The 2,242-nt window shown below is 35.7% G+C and carries 2 protein-coding genes and 1 pseudogene; all 3 read left to right on the forward strand.

Features of this window, described 5'->3' with window-relative positions:
* Positions 1–849, forward strand: an 849-nt coding sequence (locus EUBIFOR_RS02110; protein WP_003864249.1) for an amidohydrolase family protein, incomplete at its 5' end; no start/stop codon positions are given.
* Positions 849–1,970 (forward strand): amidohydrolase, encoded by a 1,122-nt coding sequence (locus EUBIFOR_RS02115; protein WP_003864250.1) that lies wholly within the window; start codon positions 849–851, stop codon positions 1,968–1,970. The genes EUBIFOR_RS02110 and EUBIFOR_RS02115, both read left to right, overlap by 1 nt.
* Positions 1,970–2,242, forward strand: a pseudogene (locus EUBIFOR_RS12890) (amidohydrolase); the annotation flags it as partial. The gene EUBIFOR_RS02115 and the pseudogene EUBIFOR_RS12890, both read left to right, overlap by 1 nt.

Consider the following 2,242-nt stretch of genomic DNA (forward strand, 5'->3'; position numbering starts at 1 on the left):
AATCCAATGGATGAAACCGTAGAACTTGCATTAAAAGGTGGTGTTACTACAGTTGCAGCAGGTCCTGGTAGTGCTAACGTACTTGGTGGAACTTTCTTTGCGTATAAGACTAAAGGAAATTGTATTGATGAAATGACCATTCAAAATCCAATTGCGATGAAAGCAGCCTTTGGTGAAAATCCTAAGCGTTGTTATAAGGATAAGAAAATTGATACACGTATGCAAATCAGTGCTCTTTTAAGAGAAACATTAGAAAAGACAAAGGAATACCTAGCTAAAAAAGAAGCTGGTAAAGATGTCGCTTATGATCAAAAGCTAGAAGCCATGATTCCAGTTATCAAAAAAGAATTACCATTAAAGTGCCACGCTCATAGAGCCGATGATATTTTGACTGTCATTCGTATTGCGAAAGAATATGATATTGAAGTCACTCTAGATCATGCGACGGATGCAAGATGTATTGTTGAACAAATCAAAGAAAGTGGTTTTCCATGTATTTGTGGACCAAGCTTTGGTCATAAGACAAAATTCGAATTGAAATCAAAATCCTTTAAAACACCAGGCGTACTAAATAAAGCTGGAATTCTAGTTTCCATCACAACCGATTCTCCAGTTATTCCAGAACAATATTTATCTTTATGTGCCGCTCTTGCCGCAAAAGAAGGTATGGATGAATATGAAGCGATCAAAGCCATCACAATCAATCCAGCTAAGATTTTAAAGCTCGATAATCGCGTAGGTTCTATTAAAGCGGGTAAAGATGCCGACTTTATTGTTTGTACAAAGAATATTCTAGATACGAAAAATGAAATCAAATCTGTCTATATCGATGGAAAGAAGGCTGTGTAATGCTATTTAAAAATGCGACAATTTATACAATGGAGAAAGACCCTTTTGTAGGTGATTTTAGAATCGATAAAGGAGTATTTACTGAAATCGGAAAAGATTTAAATCCAAAAGATGAAGAAGTACAAGATTTAAATGGACTCTACGTATTTCCAGGACTCATTGATGCTCATAGCCATTTAGGTATGGTATGTTCTTCCATTGGTTTTGAAGGGGAAGATGGAAATGAAGTAACAGATCCAATCACACCAAACATTCGCGGTATTGATGGCTGCAATCCAATGGATGAAACGATTGAGTTGGCCTTAAAAAGTGGAGTGACTACAGTTGCGGCTGGTCCCGGAAGTGCTAATGTCATCGGTGGAACTTTCTTTGCGTATAAAACTGCAGGTCATTGTATTGATGAAATGACAATTCAAAATCCTTTGGCAATGAAGGCTGCATTTGGAGAAAATCCTAAGCGTTGTTATAAGGGAAAGAAAATTGATACGCGTATGCAGATCAGTGCCTTACTTAGAGAAACTCTAGCTAAAACTAAAGAGTACATGTTCAAAAAAGAATCTGGTAAAGATGTAGACTATGATCAAAAGCTAGAAGCCATGATTCCTGTTCTTAAAAAACAAATGCCATTAAAGTGTCATTGTCATAGAGCCGATGATATCTTAACTGTGATTCGTATTGCGAAAGAATATGATATTGAAGTGACATTAGATCATGTAACAGATGGAAGAAGCATTATTCCACAAATTAAAGAGAGTGGTTTTCCATGTATTTTAGGACCTTGTTTGGGACATAAATCAAAGTACGAAGTAAAAAATATGTCTTTTGAAACAGCCAATGAATTCTATAAAGCTGGTATTCCATTCTGCATTATCACAGACTCTCCTGTCGTACCCGAACAATACTTATCCTTAAGTGCCTCTCTAGCACATAAGGCAGGACTACCAGAATATGAAGCTATTAAAGCCATCACAATCAATCCAGCTAAAATTTTAAAACTAGATGATCGTATTGGATCTATTAAAGTTGGTAAAGATGCAGACTTTGTCGTTTGCACAAAAAATATATTAGATACACAAAATGAAATTAAGACAGTATATGTCAATGGAAAGAAGGAAGCATAATGTTATTTAAAAACGCAACCATTTATACAATGGAACAAGAACCTTTTGTAGGCGATTTTAAAATCGATAAGGGTGTATTTACCGAAATAGGAAAAGATTTGAATCCAAAAGATGAAGAAGTACAAGATTTAAATGGTCTATATGTATTCCCTGGTTTAGTTGAAAGTCATTGTCATTTAGGTATGGAAGAAACAGCCATTCGCTTTGAAGGCGATGATGTCAACGAAATCACAGATCCAATCACACCAAATATGCGCGGTATTGATGGATGT

It is taken from the genome of Holdemanella biformis DSM 3989 (assembly GCF_000156655.1).
GTDB classification, from domain to species: domain Bacteria; phylum Bacillota_I; class Bacilli_A; order Erysipelotrichales; family Erysipelotrichaceae; genus Holdemanella; species Holdemanella biformis.